The sequence below is a fragment of the Arthrobacter sp. C9C5 genome (assembly GCF_013359735.1).
In the GTDB taxonomy this organism is placed as follows: domain Bacteria; phylum Actinomycetota; class Actinomycetes; order Actinomycetales; family Micrococcaceae; genus Arthrobacter.
On sequence record NZ_JABFMX010000019.1, the window covers coordinates 1 to 18,488 of the forward strand.

Genomic DNA, 18,488 nt, shown 5'->3' on the forward strand with positions numbered 1-18,488 from the left:
AGCGCCGATGGTACTGCACCCGGGAGGGTGTGGGAGAGTAGGTCACCGCCGGACAACCATTACAGCCAGGCCCCGACACACAATGTCGGGGCCTGAGCTCTTTAACACCCCAAACACAGACCCAGCGAGACGGCACAGCATACCGTCGTGCCACACCTGCGGGAGCGTGGGGGGAGAAACGTGCCACACGTGAGGGGGCGTCGGGTTGGGGAGGAACACGGGCCGGCTGTTGAGCGTTGGTTACCCTTGAGTAGCTTGAACCGTTGAAGCATCGACCACGGGAGACCCCATGACCGCACGGACCATCGTCATCACCGGCGCCAGCGACGGGATCGGCGCCTCGTCGGCCCGGACCCTCGCCGCACAAGGGGAGAACGTCGTCGTCGTCGGGCGCTCAGCGGAGAAGACCGAACGGATCGGGAAGGAGATCGGCGCGGACTACTTCGTCAGCGACTTCGCCGAACTCGCGCAGGTGCGCCGGCTTGCCGCGCAGCTGAAGGAGAAGTACCCGCGGATCGACGTCCTGGCCAATAACGCCGGCGGCATCATGGGCGCCCGTGAGCTCACCGTGGACGGCCACGAGAAGACCTTCCAGATCAACCACCTGGCGCCCTTCCTGCTCACCACCGAGCTGATGGACACCCTCGCCGCCAGCCAGGCCACGGTCATCAACACCTCCAGCGCCGCCAACTCGCTGTACGGCCGGCTCGACATCGAGGACCTGGAGGTCGCGAACAAGTACTCCGCCAACCTGGCCTACGGCAACGCGAAGCTGGAGAACATCCTCTTCACGTCAGAGCTGCACAACCGTTACCACGGGGCGGGAATCTCCACGGCGGCGTTCCACCCCGGCGTGGTGGCCACCAACTTCGCCGCGAACACCACGAGCCCGTTCCGCTTCATGTACCGCAGCTTCCTCAACCGGTTCATGCTGTCCCCGGAGCAGGGCGCGGACACCCTGGTATGGCTCGCTACGGCCGTACCGGGGCAGGACTGGGTCTCCGGCGCCTACTACGCCAAGCGGGCGCTGGCGAAGGCCAACAAACAGGCCTACGACGCGGAGCTGGCCCGGGAGCTGTGGGAGCGCAGCTCAGCCATGGTGTCGCAGGACATGGATAAGCTCGATTCCCGCGGCTGACACGGACCGAAACGGGCGCAATTATGGGTTAGCATTTCATTGCGCCTCGCCGACACGCGGCCGAGGGCTTCTATTGGGGGAGGGCTCTCGAACGTGCGCCTGAAAAAACTGCTGATTGCCTCGCTGGCGGCCAGCGCCGTCGTACTGAGCGGCACGGCCGTGCCGGCATCTGCCGCGCCGGCGCCGAAGTCGTACAAGAACTGCACGGAGCTGAACAAGGTCTACCCGCACGGCGTGGGCCGCAAGGGCGCCAAGGACAAGACCACCGGCAAGCGGGTCACCACCTTCCGCGTGGACAACACCCTTTACGGCTATAACGACGGCGGCGCGGTCCGGCACCGGGGCGAATACGACCTCGACCGAGACAACGACGGCATCGCCTGCGAAAAGCGCTGAGCCGAACGCACAAGAGGGACCCGGCCGTTGGTCGGGTCCGCTGCTGACGTTCCCGCCCGGTTCTTAGGTAGGGCACGCGGTGCACTCCGCGCCAGCTCGCACCGCGGCCGCCTGCCGACGGGCTGCGGCGGAGGTACAACTGGGCGGGAACGTCGGCCACGGGAGCCGTGGTCGACGTCGACGTCGGCGGGCCAGTCGCCGCCGGTCTTCCTGCCACTAGGACTGTCGGCCCACGAACGGGCCGCAGACGCAATCCCCCACTCGGGCCAAACCGGCTTAACCCGCGGCTTCGACCTTGTCGATCGCCGTCAGGGCGCTTTCCATCGTGCCGGCGAGGTCGCTGGCCGGGGCGGGCTTGGCGAACAGGTAGCCCTGTAGCGAGTCGCAGCCCAGGTCCATCAGGTACTTGGCCTGCGCCGGCGTCTCGATGCCCTCGGCCGTGACCTTCAGTCCGAGGTTCTGCGCGGCGTTGATCATGGTCCGGAAGAACGGCAGGTGTTCCTTGCCGGTCTTGATCATCGCCACGAAGGAGCGGTCGATCTTGACCTTGTCCAGCGGCAGTTCCTTGAGCCGGCCCAGCGTTGAGTAACCCGTGCCGAAGTCGTCCATCGCGATCCGGACGCCGGCCTCGCGCAGCTGCGCCAGCTGCCGGAGCACGTCCGAATCGGCGTCGAAGAACACGCTCTCGGTCAGTTCGAGCATGAGCTGTCGCGGGTCGACCCCGGTGGAGGCGACAATCCCCAGCACGTCGGTGGCGAAGTCGCGGTGCTGGAACTGCAGGCCGGAGACGTTCACGGCCACGCTGTACGCGGCGTCGCCGGCCAGCCAGGGCCGGATCTCGGCACAGGCGCGGCGCATGACCTCGTCGCCGATCTCGCGGATCAGGCCGCTTTGTTCGGCTACCGGCAGGAACTGGTTGGGCGGAACGAGCTTGCCGTGCCGCTCCCAGCGCGCGAAGGCCTCGAACTGCACCACGGCGCCGAGCCCGGGGGACACCACCGGCTGGTAGTGGACCGAGATCTGCCCCAGTTCCACCGCCTGCCGGAGCCCGGTCTCGCCTTGGGCCCTGTTGGCGGCTGTGTTCAGCATCTCCGGCCGGAACTGCAGCCAGGTGTTCTTCCCCGCCGCCTTGGCCGCCGTCATGGCCGAGTCCGCCTGCCGTAGCAGTTCCGCGCCGTCGTGGGTCTGCGGCGTCTTGGCGGCCAGGCCCATGCTGACCGCGGGGCGCACCAGCGACCCGCCGATCCGCGCCGGGACGTACAGGGACTCGGAAATCCGCTTCGCCACGGCCCCGGCGTTCAGGCACTCGGTCAGCAGCACCACGAATTCGTCACCGCCCAGCCGGGCCACGGTGTCGTGCGGCCGGACGCAGTTGCGCAACCGGCTGGCCACCTCGACCAGCAGCTCGTCCGCGGCGGAACGGCCCAGCATGTCGTTGTAGCTCTTGAAATCGTCCACGTTGATCAGCAGCACGTCCACCGGGTCCGGCCGGCGCAGCGCCGCGGCGAGGCGCTCGTTGAACAGGGTTCCGTTCGGCAACCCGGTCAGCGTGTCCCGCAGCACGGCCGCTTTGAGCTGGTCGTCGTGCTCCGCGGGCGTGAGCCGGGGGAGCACGCCGGTGGTGCCGGGCACCAGTTCTGCCTCCAGCGAGCCGAACGTCCGACGGCGGGGAGCGGCTGCCGCTGCAGCGGCACCGGCAGTGGCTCCGCCGTCGTGCGGCATTGCGGGTGGTGTGGCGCCGGGACGGGCCGGGAATCCCGGGCGCACCGAGACGGCGACGGTCCCGGCCGTACCGGGCGCAGGCGGGAGGGCGGCGCAGGTGATTTGGACCGGGAACTCGGAGGCGTCGCCGCGGCGGCCCGCGCCGGTGAAGGGCGTCAGTCCAGTGCCGCCATCCAGCCCGGCGAGGACCTTGTGGAAATCCTCCCGCGCCGACTCGGCCAGCAGCAGGCTATAGTCGGCGCCCAGCAGTTGCGCCCGGGAATAGCCGAAGAGCTGCTCCGCGGCAGTGTTCAGGAAGGCGATGGATCCATCCGGGCCAAGCAGCAAGAGGGCGTCAGGGCTGTGCTCCAGCACTGTCTGTGCGAACGCTGCGTCCATGATGTGTACTGCCCCCAAAAGCGATGGATCTGTGAATGGCGCCGCGCACCGCCGGGAACCGGATTGGGTTCGCCGCGGTCCGCGCCTGCTGAAATCATATGTGTTCGCTAGCACAGTCCCATGCCGCCCCGACAGTAATCGCGAAAGCGTCCGAATATGTCGTCCGGTCGCCCAGACAAGAGGCTGAACTAGAGCGCCACTGCCGGCTCCTGCAGGGCCGCGATGGCCTCTGCGGACTGTGTCACCGCCGCCGCCCGGCGTGCCCCGGGCACGGGGCGGGAGAAGAGGTAGCCCTGCAGGGCGTCGCACTCATGTTCCATCAGGTACCGGGCCTGGGTGGGCGTCTCGATGCCTTCCGCCGTCACCCGCAGGCCCAGGCTGTGGGCCATGTGGATCATGGACGTCAGGATGGGAAGCCGCTCCTCGCCGGTGTGCAGCATGGACACGAACGACTTGTCGATCTTGACCGCGTCCACGGGAAGCTCCTGCAGGCGGCCCAGCGAGGAGTAGCCGGTGCCGAAGTCGTCCAGCGCCACCCGGATACCCGCGGCGCGCAGGGTGATCAGCTGCTGGATGACGTGGGAATCGGCGTCGAAGAACACGCTTTCGGTGACCTCCAGGACCAGCTGGTGCGGATCAACCCGGCTCCATGCCGCGATGTCCAGCACCCGCTCGGCGAAGTCCTTATGCTGCAGCTGCACGCCGGAGACGTTGACGGCCAGGGTCCGCCCGGGATCCTCCGCCAGCCAGGACTGCAGCTCGGTGCAGCTCTGCCGGAGCACCTCGGCCCCGATGTCGCGGATCAGGCCGCTGCGCTCCGCGGTCTGGATGAAAGCGTCCGGCGCCATCAGCACCCCGTCGCGTTCCCAGCGGGCCAGGGCCTCAAACTGAATCACCTCGCGCCGGTTCGTGGAGATGACGGGCTGGTAGAAGACGGTGATCTGGCCGAGTTCGACGGCGCGGCGGAGCCCCGCGGTCAGCTGCGTGCGTTCCAGCAGGGTCGCCAGCATCTCCGGCTGGAAGTGCACGTAGCAGTTCTTGCCTGCCTCCTTGGCGGCGTACATGGCCACATCGGCCTGCCGCAACAGCTCGGAGGAAGACATGCCCTCCGTGCCGCGCGTCGCCACGCCCAGGCTCAGCCCCGGGCGCATCAGGGTGCCCTCGATGGAGACCGGGGCGTTCAGCGTGGACACGATGCGCTGCGCCACCGCGTCCGAATCGCCGCAGCCGACCAGCAGCACTACGAATTCGTCGCCGCCCAGGCGGGCCACGGTGCCGTGCGGGCCCACGCAGTTCTGCAGCCGGCGGGAAATCTCCACCAGCATCTGGTCTCCCGCGTGGTGGCCCAGGATGTCATTGACTTCCTTGAAGTCGTCCAGGTCCAGCAGCAGCACCGCGACCGGGCCGGGGGACTCCAGCGCGGCGGTGGCGCGTTCGTTGAACAGCATCCGGTTGGCCAGCCCGGTCAGCGGATCCTGGAACGCGAGGGCCTTGAGCTGGTCAGCCTGCTGTGCCAGCTCGTCGAGGGCGCGTCGGGCCTGGTCCTGCGCCATGGTGCGGGTGGTGACGTCGCGGAAGTTCCAGATCCGGCCCACCACTTCGTCGGCGACCTTCTGCGGCCGCGAATACAGTTCCACCGTGCGGCCGTCCTGGAACTCGAGCAGGTCATGGCTGTGCAGTTCATGGTCGGCGTAGAGCTCGGCGACCTTGGCCTTGAAGCAGTCCGGGGCCACCAGCTGCTTGGCGATGAATTTGACCAGGGCGTAGGCGTCGTCCTCGGCCAGGATCTCGCGCGGCATGCCCCACAACTTCAGGTACTGTTCGTTGACGCCGGTGATCTGGCCGGTGTTGGACACCACCACTATGGCGTCCGCCGTCGTCTCAAATGTGGCGTCGAGGAGCGAAACTGCGCTCCGCCGCCCGGCGTCGTCGTCCTGGCGGTGGGAGGTGTCGCGGACCGCCACCGCCATCGAGGTTCCGGCCGGCGTCGTGACGAGCGAGCAGGTAATCTCCAACGGGATTTCCCGGCCCTCGCGGTGCAGCCCAAGGCCAGGGAAAGGACGCGTTCCGAAAGAGCTGCCGCCGCCCAGCCGGCTCCACACCCGAAGGAACCCGCCGCGGTCGTCCTCCACGAGCAGTCGGCTGTGCGCGACGCCGATGAGTTCCTCTTTGGAGTAGCCGAAGAGGCGTTCGGCGGCCGGGTTGAGGAAGGAGATGATCCCCTCCGTGGTGAGCAGCAGCAACGCGTCAGGACCCTGCGTCAGCAGGGTTTCCGCCAATCCTTGTTCCACGTCGATGCCAGCCCCCGGGCGTTCGTAACTCGAATCCACCGGCAGGGCGGTGGTCATTAAACTTCAAGCATCATAGGGCCATGAGACCCAAATCACAGCACCGACTGCGTTTGTGCGGCAGTGTCGTGGCGCAATGCGGTGATGGTCCGGGCCGACGCCGAGAGCGCAGCGGGCAGGCTGGGCGCCGGCTGGGGCCGGGAAAACAGGAAGCCCTGGAGGGAATCGCAGCCGCGTCGCATGAGGTACTCGGCCTGTTCCCGGGTCTCGACACCTTCCGCGGTGACGGTCAGGCCCAGGCCGTGGGCCATGTCGATCATGCAGTTCAGGATGGGGAGCGGCTCGGTGCCGCCGTGGATCAGGCCGACGAAGGACTGATCGATCTTGAGCGTGTCCACCGGCAGGTCCTGCAGGCGGCCCAGCGAGGAGTAGCCGGTGCCGAAATCGTCTAGTGCCACCCGTACCCCGGCGCTGCGGAGCTGCACGAGCTGGCGCTGGACCTGGCAGTCGTCGTCGAAGAAGACACTCTCCGTGACCTCCACGACCAGCTGGTGCGGATCCACCCCGCAGGAGCCGGCGGTCGCGAACAGCAGCTCCGGGAAGTTGCCCTGCTGGAGCTGAACACCGGAGACGTTGACGGCGAGGGACCGGCTGGAATCCGCGGAAAGCCAGGGCTCCAGCTCGGTGCAGCCGCGCAGCAGGACCTCGGTGCCGATTTCGACGATCAGGCCGCTGCGCTCTGCGGTGGGGATGAACTGATGCGGCGGGACGAGGGCACCGTCGCGTTCCCAGCGGGCCAGCGCCTCGACCTTGACCACGGTGCCCAGTCGGGCAGAGACGATCGGCTGGTAGTGCACCGCGATCTCCCCGCTGTCGACGGCGGTGCGCAGCCCGGCCTCCAGGTCGGTGCGCTCCAGCAGCGCGGTCATCATTTCCGGGCGGAAGCGCAGATAGCGGTTCTTGCCGGCGGACTTGGCCGCGTACATGGCGATGTCGGCGCGGCGGAGCAGCTCGGAGGCGTCGACGGCGTCTTCGCTGATGGACGCCAGCCCCAGGCTCAGGCTGGGCCGCAGCATGGTGCCATCAATCCAGACCGGCAGCTTGAGGGATTCGACGACCCGCGCGGCGGCCGCGTCGGCGTCGAGCGACCCGACCAGCAGGACCACGAATTCGTCGCCGCCCAGCCGTGCTACAACGTCGTTGGGCCGGACGCAGGCGCGCAGCCGGCGGCCGACCTCGATCAGCATCTGGTCGCCGGCGTGGTGGCCGTGGATGTCGTTGACTTCCTTGAAGTCGTCCAGGTCCAGCAGCAGGACGTCGACGGCGGTCCCGCAGGGTCCGGCCAGGGCGTGCGCCAGACGGTCGTTGAAGAGTTGGCGGTTGGAGAGCCCGGTCAGCGGATCCTGGAACGCGAGCGTCTTCAGCTGGCTGGCCTGCTGCGCGAGGTCCGCCATGGCCTGGTTGATCTGGTCCTGGGCGCGCCGGGCCGCGGTGACGTCCCGGAAGCTCCAGACGCGGCCCACCACGCGGTCCTCGACCTTCTGCGGGCGGGAATACCGTTCAAAGGTCCGTCCGTCGCGGAAGTGCAGCACGTCGTGGCTCTCGGCGTCCGGATCGGCGTAGAGGGCCGTGACTTTTGCGAGGAACTGCTCGGGGTCCGTCAGCTGGCCCAGGACGGAGCCCATCACGGACTCGTCGTCGCCGGTGTCCACGAGTTCGCGGGGGATGCCCCACATCGAGAGGAACTGGTTGTTGACGGAGGAGATCCGGCCCTCGGCACTGACCACGAGGATGCCGTCCGCGGTGGATTCCAGTGTGGCTGAGAGCAGGGACATGGCTTCGCGGAGCCGGGCGTCCTCCTCGGTGCGCGCTGAAGTGCTCACGCGGCCGTAACCGGACAAATCTGAGACCAACGATGCTGCATTCTGAATCCTCCCCTCAGAAATCATAGGGGGCGAAGCGCCGGCCCGGCGCCAGGGCGCGGGTGTCCGGCGGGTTGCGGCGTTCCCGCTCAGCCGTCCCGCTCGGGCCGGGCCGCTGGGTCCGGGTCGCTGGGGCCGGACCGCTCAGTCGGCGGTGGCCAGTCGGCCGGCGGCGGCCGCGTCCGCGCCAATCCCGGCGTCGGCCCTTCCCAGGCCCCGCACCGTCCAACCCGCCGCGGTCCAGGCGGCGGCGTCGAGGGCGTTCCGGGCATCCAGCACCGTCCGGCGGCGGACCAGCTCCCCGGCCGCGGCCGGGGAGAGCGAGCGGTAGGCCTCCCACTCGGTCAGCAGCAGCACCAGCTCGGCGCCGTCGAGCGCCTGTTCGACGGCGGCCTCGAAGCGCAGCTGCGGATAGCGCAGCCAGGCATTGTTGATCGCCGCCGGATCGGTGACGGTGACGTGCGCCCCCGCGTCGGCCAGCTGCTGGGCAACGTCCAGGGCGGGGGAGTCGCGGATGTCGTCGGTGTCCGGTTTGAAGGCCGCCCCCAGCACGGTCACACGCCGGCCGCCCAGCTGGCCGCCGCACAACTCCCGGGCAGCCTCCACGGTGCGGGAGCGCTGGCCGCGGTTGATGCCGTCCACCGTGGCCATCCAGGCGTCCACCGAGTCCACGCCCAGCGCCGCGGCCTGCACCCGGAGGGAACGGATGTCCTTGGGCAGGCAGCCGCCGCCAAAGCCAAGGCCGGCATGCAGGTAACGGCCGCCGATCCGCGGATCCAGGCCCATCGCCTCGCCAAGCTCCGTCACGTCCGCGCCGGAGGCCTCGCAGAGTTCCGCCATCGCGTTGATGAAGCTCAGCTTGGTGGCCAGATACGCGTTCGACGCCGACTTGATCAGCTCAGCCGTCGCGAAGTTGCAGACAAGCCGGGGAATTCCGGCACAGAGCAGGGGCCCGTACACCGTGTCCAGCGCCGCGGTGACGGCGGCGCCGGCGCTGTTCGGGTGCCGCGCGGACTCCTTGCCGCCCGGCACGCCGTACACCAGCCGGTCCGGCACCAGGGAATCCTTGACCGCCGTGCCCTGGCGAAGGAACTCGGGGTTCCAGCCGAGCAGCACATCCGACCGCCCGGCCAGCACGCCGCGGAGCATCTCCACCGTTCCCACCGGCACGGTGGACTTGCCGACGACGGCGGCACGCGGCGCCAGGAACGGGAGCAGCGCTTCGGTGGCGGAGACCAGATAGCTCAGGTCGGCGCCGTCGGAGGTCTTGGACTGCGGTGTTCCGACGCAGAGGAAGTGCAGCTGCGCGCCCGCGGCGTCCGCGAAGCTGGTGGAGAAGGCGAGCCGGCCGTTGGCGCGGCCGTCGCGCAGGAGTTCGTCCAGGCCCGGTTCGTAGAACGGGGCGGCGCCGCGGTCCAGCTGGGCCACCTTGGCGGCGTCGACGTCGATCCCCACCACGGTGTGCCCCATCGAGGCCAGGGTGGCGGCGTGCACCGCGCCGAGGTAGCCGCAGCCGATCACGGAAATCTTCACAGGGTTGCTCCTCTGGTGGTTGAACTGGGGCTGGTGCAACCGGGGCTAGTGGAACCGGTGAGGACCGCTTCGTAGTGCCGCACGAGCTCCTCACCCAACGCGTGCCAGGTCCGGCCCTGCACCGAGGCGTGGGCCGCGGCGGCGAAGGCGCGGCGCTTGGCGTCGTCACCCGTCAGGTCCGCCACCCGGGACCGCAGCGCCGCGAGGTCACCCGGTTCGTAAAGCCAGCCGGTCCGCGAATTCTCCACCAGGTCCAGCGGGCCGCCGCGGCCGGTGGCGACCACCGGGACGCCGGCTGCCATGGCCTCCTGGATGGTCTGGCAGAAGGTCTCGAACTCGCCGGGGTGGACGAAGAGATCGAACGAGGCGACGGCCCGGGCCAATTCCTCGCCGCCGAGGAACCCGGTGAACACGGCCCCCGGGAGCGCGGCCTCGAGGGCTTCACGCTGCGGCCCGCCGCCGACGATCACCAGCCGGGTGCCGGGAATATCTGCGAGCACGGCCAGGTCCTCCACCTGTTTCTCGACCGCGAGCCTGCCCACGTAGCCGATGATCCGCTCGCCGCCGGGGGCTACGGAGGCCCGCCACGCGTCGTCGCGCTTCTCCGGGCTGAACCGCCGGGTGTCCACGCCGCGGCGCCACATATGCACCCGCGGAATGCCGCGGCCCAGGAACTGGTTCAGCGCAAAGGTTGACGGAACCAGGGTGCGCGAGGCGAGCAGGTGGATCTGCTCGACCCGGTTCCAGGCCCAGTTCTCCAGGAACGGGACCCCGTAGCGGCCCGCGTAGCCGGGGACCTCGGTCTGGTAGATGGCCACGGTGGGGATGCCCAGCTGGTGTGCGGCCTGGGCTGCCCGCCAGCCGAGCACGAACGGCGAGGCGAGGTGGACGACGTCGGGGGCGTAGTCGGCAAGGATTCGCTTGACCCGGGCCACACCGCCCAACGCCACCCGTACGTTCGTGTAGCCGGCCAGCGGCACGGAAGGGAGGCGGTGCACCCGCGCGCCGTGGACCTCGCCTGGGACGTCGGGGTCCTGCGTGGATGGCGCGATCACCAGCACCTCGTCGCCTCGGCCCTGCAGATGTTCCAGGACCCTCAGGATGGAGTGCGTGACCCCGTTCATCTGCGGCAGGAATGATTCGGCGACTAGTGCGATCCTCACGCCTCCACCGTGGCCGCGGCGGCTGACGGCGCGGGGTTACCGGTGTGGCCTGCGGGGGAAGAGTGGGTTAACAGGCAGGTGCCGGGTCCGGGGCCTGGTGCCCGGCAGCTGCAGCCGAGCCGCCTTCACACTGGGCATGCCCTTCGGCCGGGCTTGCGGCTGGACATAGTCCCAATATGCGCGCTCGCTGCTGCGACAAGTGAGCATGTTGGGCGCCCGTTTGCCAAGGATGGCCGTTAGGGCGGGCCTCGGAGCGGTCACATCCGGCAAATTGGTGCGGGGTCGCAATGCCCGGACCTGGTGCCCGGCGGCATCGGCGGCACCGGCAGTATCAGCCGTGCGGCCAGCGTCAGCGGCGCGGCTCGTGCCGCAAGACGTCCGGGAGTTCGTCCACGTAGACCGTCTGGGGCGGTTCGTAGTAGATCACCAGCACCTCGTCCCCGACGGCGAAGACGCTCTCCCTGTCGAACGGGTGGGCGTGGAAGGCGCTCGTCCCGCCGCGGAACGGCAGCATGACCTCCCCGATGGTGCCGGGCCCCACCAGCCCCGTCACCCGCCCGATCCTGCCGGTCAGGCTGCGGTCGACGTTCCTATGCATCCGGGGCTTTCGGTGGCTGCTTGGCTGCCTGCCGGCCGTCTTTCAATGCCGTCCGCAGCGCAGGAAGGTAGTCGCCGACCTGCGCCAGGATGCCGCCGATCATCCGGTTGATGCCCTCCCCGCCGTTGAGGACGGTGAGCTGCCCGACGTGGGCGAACGGCTCCGCGGCCGCAGCAATGATGGCGGGCATGTTCTCGGCCAGCTGCTGCGAGATGACCGCGTCCTGGTTAGTCCCGAGCGCTTCGCCGCGCGCCTTGATGCCGTCGGCTTCGGCCAGCGCTTTGGCCTTGATCGACGACGCCGTCGCGTCACCGCGGGCCTTCGTGGCGGCAGCCTCGGCCTCACCGGTGACGCGGGTGGCCCCGGCGGCGGCCGCGGCCGCTGTCGCGTTGGCCTGCGCCTGGAGCTCGGTGCGCCGGGCATTGACCTGCGCCTCAAGCTCGGTCCGGCGCGCCAGCGCCTCGGCGGCGCTGATGTCCGCCGATTTCTGCCCCTCGGCCTCGGTGCGCTTGGCGTAGGCCTTGGCGTCCGCGGGCTTCCGGATGGTGGTCTGGAGCTTTTGTTCCTCACGGTCCGCCTCGAGCTTGGCGACCTCCGTTTCCTGGACCACCACTTGCTGCCGTGCGGTGGCCTCGGCCAGCGGTCCGGCCTGGGCGGCGTTGGCCCGGGCCCGTTCGGCGTTGGCCTGCGCCTCCGACTGTTTGATCGCGGACAGGCTCTGGGCGTCGGCGATTTGCGCGGCCGCCTCCGCCTCACGCTCGGCCGCCTCACGGTTCCGGGTGGCCTCCGCGATGCGGGCCTCCATCTTCACCTGGGCGATGTGCGGCTTGGCGATGTTCTGGATGTAGCCGGTGGGGTCCTGGAGGTCCTTGATCTGGAGCGAATCCACCACCAGGCCGAGCTTTTCCATCTCCACCCCGCTGGCGCTGCGGACCTGCGAGCCGAGCTTGTCGCGCTCGCGGATGATCTCCTCCACGGTCATGCTGCCGATGATGGAGCGCAGGTGTCCTTCGAAGACGTTGTAAACCTGGCTTTGCATCTTGGGCTGCTGCCCGAGGAACCGGCGCGCGGCGTTCGCGATGAACGGCGGCGCGTCGCCGATCTTGTAGATCACCACGCCCTCGACAATCACCTGGATGCCCTGGGAGGTCACGCAGGAGACCTTGAGTTCCGTCTCGTTCAGGGTCAGGGACAGGGTCCGCACGGTCTGCAGACCGGGGAACACCAGCGCCCCCTTGCCGGTGACGATCTTGAAGTCCATGCCGTCCCGCGTCTCGAGGGTTCCGCGGGTCAGGCCGGAGATGATCAGGGCCTCGTTTGGTTCGGCCACCTTCCACATCAGCTTGATCGCTATCCAGATGACGGCGACGACGACGAGTGCCCCGGCGAGGACCGCGAGGAACGGGATAAAAGCTGAGAAATCCGGCATGGAAACCCTTTCGAGTCGGTGGGTCAGGCCAGTCTGGGGTGCTGCCGCCGAATAAGTCCAGCATTTGGCGGAACGGCTTTAGCTGTCCGGAGCAGCGGCCGGCGTCGCGACGTAGCCGCGGCGGCCGGGGACCCGGCGTCGGGCGCGAGACTCACGGCAGGCGGCGGGGCAAAAGAAAGCTGGTGCGGACACCCAAGAAGCTCCAGGCGCCCGCACCAGCAGGTAGTACGAATTTGTTGGATTACTGAGAATCGTTCCTCATTCGCGGCTCCCTCTTCCCGGTGTTCGCTTACCGGGTTTGTGCGTCATCGGCCAGATGCCTCGAAAGCAGCCAGCCGGCGCCAATCATTGCCACGCCCAGCACCATGTGGGTCCAGTTGTCCATGGTGTTGAATGACAGGAAATTGGCCGCCGACCCCACGCCGACGATCAGCCCGTAAACGCTAAAGATGATGTACAGCAGGCCGAACCCCATGAGGAAGTTCCGGGCTCCCATGCCATTGCGGGACATGGTCAAGCCAGCGGCGCCAATGGCCAGCTGAACGACGTTCAGCAGCATGGACACCTGGAACAGTCCGAGGAACATGGCCTTGGAATCAGGCCCGAAGAACCTCAGTTCGCTGTACTGCGTGGTGATGCCCGGGATGAACCCCAGGACACCCACGACAAGAAGGACAATACCCACACCCATGCCGACGTTTTGGACATCAGTCCGTCCGAAATGTACGCCGTGTGCATGTGGGGATGCGGTAGTCATTTTCTGCCTCCAACCACTGATTGCGGACACCTTAAATTTTACGGCGGGGTAGCGGAAAAAGCGCTGCCGCGGGGCCACCTGCGGTGGTGTGACGGAGGCGCGGCTGGCGGCGCCTGCGGCAACCTTGCCACCGGCTGAAATCCGGGGGACAAGAGCCTGTCGGAACCCGGCGGAGGGCCCCGCGCGTGGCACCATGGAAGACGATGAAACTGCGCGCTGATCAGACCGGGAACCGTGGCCTTCCGATGCCTCTATGGCTGCAGGGGGCGCTCGAGTCCGCGCAGGCCGCCGTGATCTCCGCGCTCGTCGTGATCGCACCGATCATCGCGGTCTGGGCCACGGCCGGGTTCCGCGAGGGCGGCTTTGAATTCCTCGCCCGGCTGGCCGGCCAGGCCTGGCTGCTGATCCACGGCGTCCCCTTGCTGCTGGAAACCGTCGGAGCCGGTACCGCGGGACGGCCCGAGTCCGGCACCCTGTCGCTCATCCCGCTGGGCCTCACGCTCATCCCGTTCCTGCTCGCCTGGCGCGCAGGGCGGCGGCTGGCCCGGGCGTCCTACACGGACCAGCTCTGGCAGGCGCTGCTCGGCTCCTGGCTGATGTACGGCGCTTTCGGGTTCGCCACCGGCTTCGTCTGCCGCACCTCCGAGGTCGGTGTCAGCCTCTGGTGCGCCTCCATCGTCCCGCTGATCCCCTTCGCGCTTGGCATGGTGATTGGTGCCCGCCGGGAAGCGGGCTCCTGGAGCCGGCTGATCGGCGTCGACGCCGTGGCCTGGCTCTCGCGCACCAGCCAGCATTCGCGCTGGGCAGGCTCCTACCTGGGCTCCGCCATCAAGGCCGGCTTCGTGGCCGTGATGGCCAGCATGGCCATGGCTGCCGCCCTGCTCGCCGTGGACCTCATCATCCACTGGAACCTCATCATCGCCGTCTATGAGGCGCTCGACGCCGGCCCGGTGGGCGGCGCGGCGCTCACCATCGCGCAGCTGGGCTACCTGCCCAACCTGGCCGTGTTCGCGCTCGCCTGGACCTCCGGCTCCGGGTTCGCGCTCGGCGTCGGATCTCAGGCCGGGCCGCTGGCCACCGCCGTCGGGCCGCTGCCCTCCATCCCGGTGTTCGCGGCGCTGCCCGCCGGTGCGCTGGAGTACGGCTTCGTGGCCCTCGTGGTTCCTGCGCTCGCCGGGCTCCTGGCGGGCTGGTGGTTCCTGCGCGAAGGCGAAAACCACTTCGACGAATGGCTCTCCATCAAGGTCAAGGCGCGCTGGTTCACCGCCACCGTCTCCACGCTGGTCTTGGGCGCCATGATCGGCGCCGTGGCGGGGCTGCTCGCGGCGGCACTGGCCTGGCTGGCCCGCGGTTCCGCAGGCATCGGGCGGCTCACGGACATCGGCCCGGATCCCCTCACGACGGCGTTGTTCGTGGCAGCTGAAACCGGCGTCGGCGTCGTGATCGGCTACGCGGCCGGGCCGTGGCTGGAACGACGGCAGAAACTGCACGAAACGGATCTGGAACTAGCCGCCGAAGCCGACTAAACGGGGGCGTTCCAGGCCCCGCGGGCGGCCGGCGCTAGCGCAATTGCGTGGGCAGCGACTTCTCCAGCTGGGTCCGGCAAGCCGAGGCCGCCTGCTGGGTCAGGGCATGGCGGGCGCACTGCTGGTAGTCCCGGATCTGGTTGAAGAACACCGCGGAGGCCAGCACCATCAGCACCATGACCGCGGAGACCACCAAGCCGGAGATGGTGCCGAACAGCACCAGGCGGGATTCCTTGAGCTTCACCGCACGCACGATCAGCACGATGCCGAGCACCAGTGCGGCCGCGGTAAGGATCGCGGTGAGCCAGAGGTAGCTGACGTCCAGCTGGAAGACGAAGAACGCCCCAAGCACCGTGACGATAAACATGCGGAACAGGTTGTGCGTCCGGAGCAGCGATGCCTTGGCCGCTTCGCTCCGGGGATTCTGTCCCCGCTGGGCTCCGCCGGGGTCCTGGGGGGAATTCATATTTTCCAGCGTACGCGAGTGGCCCCATAAGCTAAGTCAATGCGCATAGTTGTCCTCGTCTCAGGCACCGGCTCCAATCTCCAGGCAGTCATCGACGCCGTCAGGGCCGGCGAGCTGGACGTGGAACTCGCCGCCGTTGGCGCCGACCGGCCCGGAACGTACGGGGTGGAGCGCTCCGCGGCCGCCGGAATCCCGACCTTCGTGGTGGATTTCAAGGCCTACCCGGACCGGGCCGCGTGGAATGCCGCGCTGACCGAAGCCGTCGCCGGGTACCGGCCCGACGTCGTCGTGTCCTCCGGGTTCATGCGGATTGTCAGTGCTGACTTCATCGACGCGTTCGGCGGCAAGTACCTGAACACCCATCCGGCGCTGCTGCCGGCCTTCCCCGGCGCGCACGGCGTCCGCGACGCCCTGGCCTACGGCGTGAAGGTCACCGGGTGCACGGTGCACTGGGCCGACGCGGGCGTTGACACCGGCCCGATCATCGCCCAGGAAGCCGTGAGCGTGGACGACGGCGACACCGAGGAGACCCTGCACGAGCGGATCAAGACGGTGGAGCGGCGGTTGCTGGTGTCGACGCTGAAGTCGCTCGCCGCGGGGGCGAAGTCACCCAACTAGCTCGCAGCAGGGGCCGTTCTGAGGCCTCAAAACGGCCCCTGCTGCGAGTCAGTTGGGTGCATCGGCCGAGGCCTGTGGATAACCCCCTGAGACGGTATGCGGTTTTGCGACGATGGGTGGATGAAAACACCCCGGCCGCTCCCGGCTCAGCTTGGCGCGGCGCCGTTTACCGTGCGCGAGGCCGTCGACGCAGGGGTCAGCCGGCGCCGTCTCAAACATTGCTCGCTGCACGTTCCGAGCCGCGGGATTCGGTTGTCACCCGGCGGTCTCACCGGCGTGAAGCTCCGGGCTCGGCCTCTGACCTTGGTAACCAACTTCTCGGCTGCCTCCCACGCTACGGCCTTTCTGATCTGGGAATTCCCAGGGTTCCTGCCGGGCTCCGACGCTCCCGATATCCATATTTCACGTCCGGACACTATGGCCATACCGCGGCGCAGGGGTGTGATCGGCCACGTCGGGCAGTTCTTCGCCGACGAAATCACGACCCTCGACGGTGTTCTGGTCACCACACGGGCCAGGACGTGGCTGGACTGCGCCCGGAGGATGAGCGTTGACGAGCTTACCGTGGTGGCGGACCATCTGCTGCGCCGTCCTCGGCCGCAACTTGAAGGCCGGGCGGAGCCATACGCCAGCAAGGAAGAGCTGGCTGAGATGCTGGACCGGCACAAGGGCACGCCCGGCATCCGAAAGGCTCGGCTCGCTTTGGAGCAGGCCCGGATCGGTGCGGATTCAGCACCTGAAACCAGGCTCCGGCTCGCACTGTGCCGTGCGGGACTGCCAGAGCCGGAACTGAACCTGATAACGGCCCTGCGCCCCGGTGTCGTGCGCCAACCGGACCTTGCCTATCCGGAGTGCCGGGTTGCCGTGGAGTACGAGGGCGCCGTGCATTCCGAACCTGCCCAGGTGGTCCGCGACATCGCGAGGGAAGAGGACTTCACTAGCGCCGGCTGGATCCTGGTGCGGATCTCAAGACGGCACATGGAAAACAACGCACGCGCCGCCGTCGCGAAGGTCCGTGCCGCGCTCACTTGTCGCGGATGGCAACCGAAGTAACTGGCAGCAGGGGCCGTTTCGAAAGGTCAGAACGGCCCCTGCTGCGAGTCAGTTGGGATGGGCCGGCGGCGAAGGTGCTACTCCAGGCGGCGCTGCTTGGTCTCCGGCGCGAAGAAGGCCATCCAGAGCACCGAGAGCAACACCAGGCCGCCGGCCAGGGCGAAGGACGTGGCCAGTCCCAGTTCCGGCCACAGGAACGCGGCGAAGACCAACGGTCCGAAGCCTGCGCCGAGCCGGGAGAACGTCGAGGCCCAGCCGAATCCCGAGCCGCGCAGCTCGGTCGGGTAGAGCTCCGACACGTAGGCGTACAGCACCGGGATCGCCACCTGCACCACGAAGCCGAACACCAACAGCCAGAACACGGCCGCCGTCGGGATGTCCACGACGACGGCGACGATCACCAGCGTGAGCGCCGACAGCGGGCCGGTTACGGCCAGGATCCACTTGCGGCCCGTCCGCTCCACCAGCAGCGCGGCGACCACCACGCCAAGCAGGCCGACGGCGGCCATCGATGCCGTGGTGAGGAACGCCTTGTACTCCTCGAAGCCGGCGCCGATCAGGATCCGCGGCATCCAGGTCAGCGACAGGTAGTAGACCAGCAGGATGCTGAAGAACAAGGCCCAGGCCGCCGTCGTGATCTTCCAGCTGAACTGCCAGAGCGCGCGGAGCTGGGTCCAGGCGCTGCCGGCGGAGAGCCGCGGCGCGTCCTGGGGTTCGGGCAGGCTGTAGACCCGGGCTTCGGCGCCGGTGGCCGCGACCAGGCCGTCGATCACCCTGGCGGCTTCCTCGCGGCGGCCCTTGCGGATCAGGAACAGCGGCGACTCCGGGACACTGCGCCGGATCCAGAACACCAGCAGCGCGGGCAGCACCATGATCAGCATGGTCAGCCGCCAGTCGGCGAAGACGGCGATGAGTCCGGCCGAGACGAACCCGCATAGCGCGGCGCCGATCGGCCACCAGCCGTCCATCGCGGTGAGGACCCGGCCGCGCTGCTTGCGGGGCGTGAACTCGCCCACCAGGGCGTAGTCCACCGGGATGCAGCCGCCCAGGCCGAAGCCCGCCATGAACCGAAACGCCACGAACCAGAGGAAGTCGGGGGAGAAGGCGCCCAGCACGGTGAAGACCGAGAAGATCAGCAAGGTGGCGGTGAAGGCCTTCTTGCGGCCGATCGTGTCCGCGATGGTGCCCCAAACAAAGGCGCCCACGGCCATGCCGATCAGGTTGGAGGTGCCGATCCAGGCCGCGTCGCCGGCGCTCAGGGACCAGTGCTTTGACAGCAACGGAATGAGGATCCCGTTCAGCGTGACGTCCCAGGCGTCGAACATGAAGCCCAGGCCGCCGATCAGGAAAATCCGGCCCTGGACCTTCCACCGCCACGGCAGTTCCTGGACCACCTGTTCGCCGCTGGGCACAGTGGTGTAAGTATTCATCTCGGCCTCCTGGGAAAACTCTACGTGCCGCCGCGCGCCAGCGGGGAAGCTTCACACTCCGGCGCGCGGGC

Annotated in this window: 15 protein-coding genes; 5 read left to right on the top strand and 10 right to left on the bottom strand. The window is 68.5% G+C overall.

Going from position 1 to position 18,488, the window contains the following annotated elements; genetic code table 11:
- The first annotated feature begins 289 nt into the window (after positions 1-289).
- Together HNO80_RS14430 and HNO80_RS14435 are read left to right on the top strand one after the other, a co-directional pair.
- Positions 290-1,138, top strand: a complete 849-nt coding sequence (locus HNO80_RS14430) for an SDR family NAD(P)-dependent oxidoreductase (RefSeq protein ID WP_175323549.1) — start codon at positions 290-292, stop codon at positions 1,136-1,138.
- Between the two features lie 93 nt (positions 1,139-1,231).
- Positions 1,232-1,534, top strand: a complete 303-nt coding sequence (locus HNO80_RS14435; RefSeq protein WP_349627362.1) for an excalibur calcium-binding domain-containing protein — start codon at positions 1,232-1,234, stop codon at positions 1,532-1,534.
- A 276-nt stretch (positions 1,535-1,810) separates the two neighbouring features.
- On the opposite strand, the gene HNO80_RS14440 is transcribed toward HNO80_RS14435, so the two are convergent.
- The 8 genes from HNO80_RS14440 to HNO80_RS14475 form a co-directional block, all read right to left on the bottom strand.
- On the bottom strand, positions 1,811-3,634 hold the full coding sequence (locus tag HNO80_RS14440; RefSeq protein WP_175323550.1) for a putative bifunctional diguanylate cyclase/phosphodiesterase: 1,824 nt from the start codon (positions 3,632-3,634) through the stop codon (positions 1,811-1,813).
- A gap of 188 nt (positions 3,635-3,822) precedes the next feature.
- Positions 3,823-5,982, bottom strand: coding sequence for a putative bifunctional diguanylate cyclase/phosphodiesterase (locus tag HNO80_RS14445; protein ID WP_175323551.1), 2,160 nt, complete (start codon positions 5,980-5,982; stop codon positions 3,823-3,825).
- A 35-nt stretch (positions 5,983-6,017) separates the two neighbouring features.
- Positions 6,018-7,805 carry a putative bifunctional diguanylate cyclase/phosphodiesterase gene (locus tag HNO80_RS14450; RefSeq protein WP_349627363.1) on the bottom strand — a complete coding sequence of 596 codons (1,788 nt, stop codon included), beginning with the start codon at positions 7,803-7,805 and terminating at the stop codon, positions 6,018-6,020.
- 183 nt (positions 7,806-7,988) lie between these two features.
- Entirely contained in the window at positions 7,989-9,377 is a 1,389-nt protein-coding gene (locus HNO80_RS14455) for a UDP-glucose dehydrogenase family protein (protein WP_175323553.1), read from the bottom strand.
- Positions 9,374-10,540 carry a glycosyltransferase family 4 protein gene (locus HNO80_RS14460; RefSeq protein WP_175323554.1) on the bottom strand — a complete coding sequence of 389 codons (1,167 nt, stop codon included), beginning with the start codon at positions 10,538-10,540 and terminating at the stop codon, positions 9,374-9,376. Before HNO80_RS14460 ends, HNO80_RS14455 begins: the two co-directional genes overlap by 4 nt.
- 349 nt (positions 10,541-10,889) lie before the next feature.
- On the bottom strand, positions 10,890-11,138 hold the full coding sequence (locus tag HNO80_RS14465; RefSeq protein ID WP_175323555.1) for an NfeD C-terminal domain-containing protein: 249 nt from the start codon (positions 11,136-11,138) through the stop codon (positions 10,890-10,892).
- Positions 11,131-12,567, bottom strand: a complete 1,437-nt coding sequence (locus HNO80_RS14470) for a flotillin family protein (protein ID WP_175323556.1) — start codon at positions 12,565-12,567, stop codon at positions 11,131-11,133. Before HNO80_RS14470 ends, HNO80_RS14465 begins: the two co-directional genes overlap by 8 nt.
- Positions 12,568-12,856: 289 nt before the next feature.
- Complete coding sequence (locus HNO80_RS14475) at positions 12,857-13,324, bottom strand: DUF4383 domain-containing protein (protein WP_175323557.1); 468 nt, start codon at positions 13,322-13,324, stop codon at positions 12,857-12,859.
- Positions 13,325-13,527: 203 nt separating this feature from the next.
- Here HNO80_RS14475 and HNO80_RS14480 point away from each other — a divergent pair, with 203 nt between their 5' ends.
- Positions 13,528-14,850 carry a cell division protein PerM gene (locus HNO80_RS14480; protein ID WP_175323558.1) on the top strand — a complete coding sequence of 441 codons (1,323 nt, stop codon included), beginning with the start codon at positions 13,528-13,530 and terminating at the stop codon, positions 14,848-14,850.
- A gap of 34 nt (positions 14,851-14,884) precedes the next feature.
- On the opposite strand, the gene HNO80_RS14485 is transcribed toward HNO80_RS14480, so the two are convergent.
- The gene (locus HNO80_RS14485) at positions 14,885-15,316 is read right to left on the bottom strand and encodes a hypothetical protein (RefSeq protein ID WP_175323559.1); all 432 of its coding nucleotides are present in this window, start codon (positions 15,314-15,316) and stop codon (positions 14,885-14,887) included.
- Positions 15,317-15,355: 39 nt separating this feature from the next.
- Between HNO80_RS14485 and purN the strand changes: the two genes are divergently transcribed.
- Together purN and HNO80_RS14495 are read left to right on the top strand one after the other, a co-directional pair.
- The gene (gene purN / locus HNO80_RS14490; RefSeq protein WP_175323560.1) at positions 15,356-15,934 is read left to right on the top strand and encodes a phosphoribosylglycinamide formyltransferase; all 579 of its coding nucleotides are present in this window, start codon (positions 15,356-15,358) and stop codon (positions 15,932-15,934) included.
- A gap of 417 nt (positions 15,935-16,351) precedes the next feature.
- Complete coding sequence (locus tag HNO80_RS14495) at positions 16,352-16,987, top strand: PDDEXK family nuclease (RefSeq protein ID WP_249777368.1); 636 nt, start codon at positions 16,352-16,354, stop codon at positions 16,985-16,987.
- Positions 16,988-17,064: 77 nt separating this feature from the next.
- On the opposite strand, the gene HNO80_RS14500 is transcribed toward HNO80_RS14495, so the two are convergent.
- A complete protein-coding gene (locus tag HNO80_RS14500) occupies positions 17,065-18,417 on the bottom strand; it encodes an MFS transporter (RefSeq protein WP_175323561.1) in 1,353 nt (450 codons plus the stop codon).
- Positions 18,418-18,488: the final 71 nt, after the last annotated feature.

What these genes read in the sequence shown, in the direction of transcription:
- HNO80_RS14430 (WP_175323549.1), top strand. Translation starts at nt 290, where the DNA reads ATGACCGCACGGACCATCGTCATCACCGGCGCCAGCGACGGGATCGGC.
- HNO80_RS14440 (WP_175323550.1), bottom strand. Translation starts at nt 3,634, where the DNA reads ATGGACGCAGCGTTCGCACAGACAGTGCTGGAGCACAGCCCTGACGCC.
- HNO80_RS14445 (WP_175323551.1), bottom strand. Translation starts at nt 5,982, where the DNA reads ATGACCACCGCCCTGCCGGTGGATTCGAGTTACGAACGCCCGGGGGCT.
- HNO80_RS14465 (WP_175323555.1), bottom strand. Translation starts at nt 11,138, where the DNA reads ATGCATAGGAACGTCGACCGCAGCCTGACCGGCAGGATCGGGCGGGTG.
- HNO80_RS14470 (WP_175323556.1), bottom strand. Translation starts at nt 12,567, where the DNA reads ATGCCGGATTTCTCAGCTTTTATCCCGTTCCTCGCGGTCCTCGCCGGG.
- HNO80_RS14475 (WP_175323557.1), bottom strand. Translation starts at nt 13,324, where the DNA reads ATGACTACCGCATCCCCACATGCACACGGCGTACATTTCGGACGGACT.
- HNO80_RS14480 (WP_175323558.1), top strand. Translation starts at nt 13,528, where the DNA reads ATGAAACTGCGCGCTGATCAGACCGGGAACCGTGGCCTTCCGATGCCT.
- HNO80_RS14485 (WP_175323559.1), bottom strand. Translation starts at nt 15,316, where the DNA reads ATGAATTCCCCCCAGGACCCCGGCGGAGCCCAGCGGGGACAGAATCCC.
- purN (WP_175323560.1), top strand. Translation starts at nt 15,356, where the DNA reads ATGCGCATAGTTGTCCTCGTCTCAGGCACCGGCTCCAATCTCCAGGCA.
- HNO80_RS14495 (WP_249777368.1), top strand. Translation starts at nt 16,352, where the DNA reads ATGGCCATACCGCGGCGCAGGGGTGTGATCGGCCACGTCGGGCAGTTC.
- HNO80_RS14500 (WP_175323561.1), bottom strand. Translation starts at nt 18,417, where the DNA reads ATGAATACTTACACCACTGTGCCCAGCGGCGAACAGGTGGTCCAGGAA.